Source organism: Paenibacillus naphthalenovorans (assembly GCF_900099895.1).
In the GTDB taxonomy this organism is placed as follows: Bacteria; Bacillota; Bacilli; order Paenibacillales; family NBRC-103111; genus Paenibacillus_G; species Paenibacillus_G naphthalenovorans.
Window position 1 is genome coordinate 1 of the sequence record NZ_FNDY01000071.1, and the last position, 3,373, is coordinate 3,373.

The 3,373-nt window shown below is 52.0% G+C and carries 3 protein-coding genes; 1 reads left to right on the plus strand and 2 read right to left on the minus strand.

What is annotated here, in order from left to right; all coding sequences use genetic code 11:
* Nucleotides 1-442: 442 nt before the first annotated feature.
* Nucleotides 443-1,171: a nucleotidyltransferase domain-containing protein gene (locus BLT35_RS25910; protein ID WP_062409739.1), complete on the minus strand. Its 729-nt coding sequence runs from the start codon at nt 1,169-1,171 to the stop codon at nt 443-445.
* A gap of 38 nt (nt 1,172-1,209) precedes the next feature.
* The gene (locus tag BLT35_RS25915) at nt 1,210-1,929 is read right to left on the minus strand and encodes a class I SAM-dependent methyltransferase (RefSeq protein ID WP_054817563.1); all 720 of its coding nucleotides are present in this window, start codon (nt 1,927-1,929) and stop codon (nt 1,210-1,212) included.
* 173 nt (nt 1,930-2,102) lie between these two features.
* Between BLT35_RS25915 and BLT35_RS25920 the strand changes: the two genes are divergently transcribed.
* The gene (locus BLT35_RS25920) at nt 2,103-3,188 is read left to right on the plus strand and encodes a hypothetical protein (RefSeq protein ID WP_074730221.1); all 1,086 of its coding nucleotides are present in this window, start codon (nt 2,103-2,105) and stop codon (nt 3,186-3,188) included.
* Nucleotides 3,189-3,373 lie beyond the last annotated feature (185 nt).

Here is a 3,373-nt window from a genome sequence, read left to right on the forward strand (position 1 = left end):
CGATTCTCCGTGTTTTCTTTGCAGATGAATTCGACAAAAGTGCCTCTAAACCCTTGTGACATAAGGATTTTTTGATTATTCAGCAAGCCCTAATTAACGAATTGGGAAGAATTACAATCTAGCTTGTTTAGAAGTACCTGTGCTGAACAAGAACCCACGCATCTCTATGAAGTCAATACCACGTTTTACGCCAAAGTTCCGCAAGAAATCGGCCGATGCTTTTTCTTGGATGGCAACGCGGTTAACGTACTCCTAGAACTCGTATCATGGGGGATGTTGAACAGAGGGCGTAAACGGCAAATAACCGAGTGGTTTGCTGTTAATCAGCAAGTCATGGCTCTCCATCTAGGACTTAGCGAAAATACTGTCTGCTCCAAGCTAATCTATACCAAATCCATTGCATGTTTTCATAGGTGAGAGGACGGGGGTTAGCCGCCCTCTCCTACTCGATCCCAAACCCTTCCATCTCCCCCTCGCTGTAGCCCTCCGTCAATATCCCGCCGTAAGGCTCCAGAAGCGAAAGGGCATGGACGGCAAGCGGCTCCTTCCGGTCGAGCTTGTAATATGCGTTGAGCGCTTCCAGTAGTTCCTTGCCCAGATCGGGATTAAACCGTTCCAGGCTGCGGTACATCCATTTTCCGTCGCCGAGCCATTGTCCTCCGGTACGAAGGGCGAAGGCGGCCAATCCCTCAGCCAGCTTGGCTGCGATAAACAAGCCCTCGCCGCGATGATCTGTGCCGAGCAAATCGTGCAGCGCTTCGCCGATTTCGTACCGCGCCTGGTCCAACTCCTGTCTGGACCAGGCGGGAGGACCGGCGAGCAGGTCCCGCCTCGCCTCCTCAGCCAGGCTGAGGACGGTTTCGTGTCCGCGGATCGGCACGCCTTCCGCGCACATTCGAAGCAGCGACGGAATGGCACACTCGATGCCTTGATCGAAGAAATAACGATATGTCTCTTTTGTAAGAACGAACGCCTCAATCACCCAACCGAATGCTTTGTATGTCCGGCGAAACGGACCTGGACCGGATTCGTCCAATATGACGATATCCAGATCCGACGTTTCGGTCGCCCCCCCCTGCACGACACTTCCGGCCAGAATGGCCGCCTCACAAGACGGAAATTGGTTTGCAACAAACCGCTCCGCTGCTTCCATATAAGATATTTTCTTCATCTTGGTCCCGCCTGACTGAATAGTTTTCGATCTTTAGCCTATTTGCGTGCGATTAACAGCGCGTAGCTTATATAGTCCCGATTATCCAGAATCAACTCATCGTGCTCCAGCGAAGTACGCCAGATGGCGGCGTCGAGGATGGCCTGCTGATCGATGATTTGATGAAGATCGGGATGAATCGACTGGTCGGCGGCCATATGCTCTTGAAATGCCGACCGGTCCTGCACCTGGCTATCCGAGAAATGATCCCGAAGCAAAGCGATCCATGCCTCTTCGGTAAGCAGTCCGCCAAAGCCGAAAAAGGCGGTCAGTTTCGTGAACACATCCGCAGGGATAGATTCCGAAATGATAACCTCGCGATCATAGAGCATGCCGCCGGGCTTCAGCACGCGGTGATATTCTTTGATAGCGGAGGGAATATCGGCAAAATTGGTCACGGATTCCGCCAGCACGATATCGAAGGTATCATCGTCAAACGGAAGAGCCGTAATGCTGCCCTCGACAAAATCAAGCTGCAGGCCTTCATTTTCGGCTCGAACCCTTGCTTTTGCCAGCATTTCCGGCCGAATGTCGAGCCCTGTCACGGTGTGTCCCTGCTTAACCAAGTGGCAGGATGTTCTGCCGGTGCCGCAGCCGACTTCGAGTACCCGGCTTTTCGGTGGAAGAGGAAAACGGCGCAGCTGTTCCAGTGTGGCCGCAAAGCCGCCGGGGTGCGCGCTTCCTGCACCCAAAAGGGTTAACATATCCAAATATTGCACCCGCTCATCACCTACCCATCTCAGATATGGTTCTATTTTATGACAAAAAAGGAAAAGGGATATGGACAGACGCCCCGTCTCTTCACTTTTTCATTGGGAACTCAGGAATATAACGGTGGAAAGCGGAAAATGCTAAAGCTTGTATTTTTGATCAAAGAAACGGAGGAGAAGCGATGAGCAACCTGATGCATGTCTGTCTTGCGGCTTTGATCAGCTTGGGTATGATCCGGCCGGTTCCCCCTGCTGCGGCCGCCCGTCCGCAAGATCATATCAAGGTTATCGTCAAGGCATCTTCGGAATCGGAGATGATAACGGAATTGTCCGTACACTCGAGGTCTCTCATGAAACAGCTTCGGAACTTGAAAGCTGGTACGCCGCTGCGCCGGATACCGACGGATACCTATATTTGGCTGCAAAGGCCGGGAGGCGATGTTCTGTATGCGGTTGACGAACAGGGGGACTGGTATGATACAAGCCGTAAGGAGACCTTACTGTTGAAGCCTGCCTTAAAGGAGCAGATGAAAGACTATATTCATGCTGCACGGACCGCTCATTACGGAAGGCTGGTTCCCTGGAAAGACGCCAAGAGAACGGTCTATATGAAATCTGTCGTTCAGGTCGTGGATCTCGAAACGGGTTTGCGTTTTCGGGCGCAGCGGCGGGCGGGGAGCAGCCATGCGGACATGCAGCCGCTCACCAAAGCGGATACCGGGGTAATGAAGCGAATCTACAGCGGAGAGTGGAGCTGGAGACGAAGAGCCATACTGGTGCAAATCGACGGGATATCGCTTGCCGCATCCATGCATGGAATGCCCCACGGAGGTGACGGGATCCCGGATAACGCCTTTTCCGGCCACTTCTGCATCCATTTTCTCGGCAGCTCTACGCATCGATCGGCGAACGTGGACCCTGACCATCAGTGGATGGTCTACAAAGCGGCGGGCCGTTTGGATGAAGCGTTCAAGCAAGCATCTCCGTACGGGGTGATCGACAGTTTCTTTGTAGCCCTTAATCAACAGGATCCCGAGCTGCTTCGTAGATCGTTTGCAGACCGGGAGAATCCGGCGCTGCACTATTTCATCCAAACCATAGGTCAAATCAAGTCCATCCGGAAGATAAGCGATTTCAATGAAAAAGACGTCAGCGGACAAACCCGCTTCGAGCTTCCGGTAGAGGTGACGGTGCACGCGGCAGGAAAGCGCCCGGAAAAACAGACATTTACCTTTGTGCTGAACAAAGCTTCTGGCGATGCTCCCTAGCAAATTGTTTCTGTCACATACACAGCTACGAGCTTTTCTTAAAAAATGGTATAGGTCTTAAGGATCTTTTTTCATGTGCTATTTGTAGGATTGTTAGTGTAAAATCTCCGTGGGTGTAGGAATTGGAAAAAGCGGATATAGAAAAAGAGCTTCTCCCTTGGTAAAGTGATGTTTGCGCACAACAC

Excerpts from the sequence above, each read along its gene's own strand:
- BLT35_RS25920 (WP_074730221.1), top strand. The coding sequence starts at position 2,103 with ATGAGCAACCTGATGCATGTCTGTCTTGCGGCTTTGATCAGCTTGGGT.
- BLT35_RS25910 (WP_062409739.1), bottom strand. The coding sequence starts at position 1,171 with ATGAAGAAAATATCTTATATGGAAGCAGCGGAGCGGTTTGTTGCAAAC.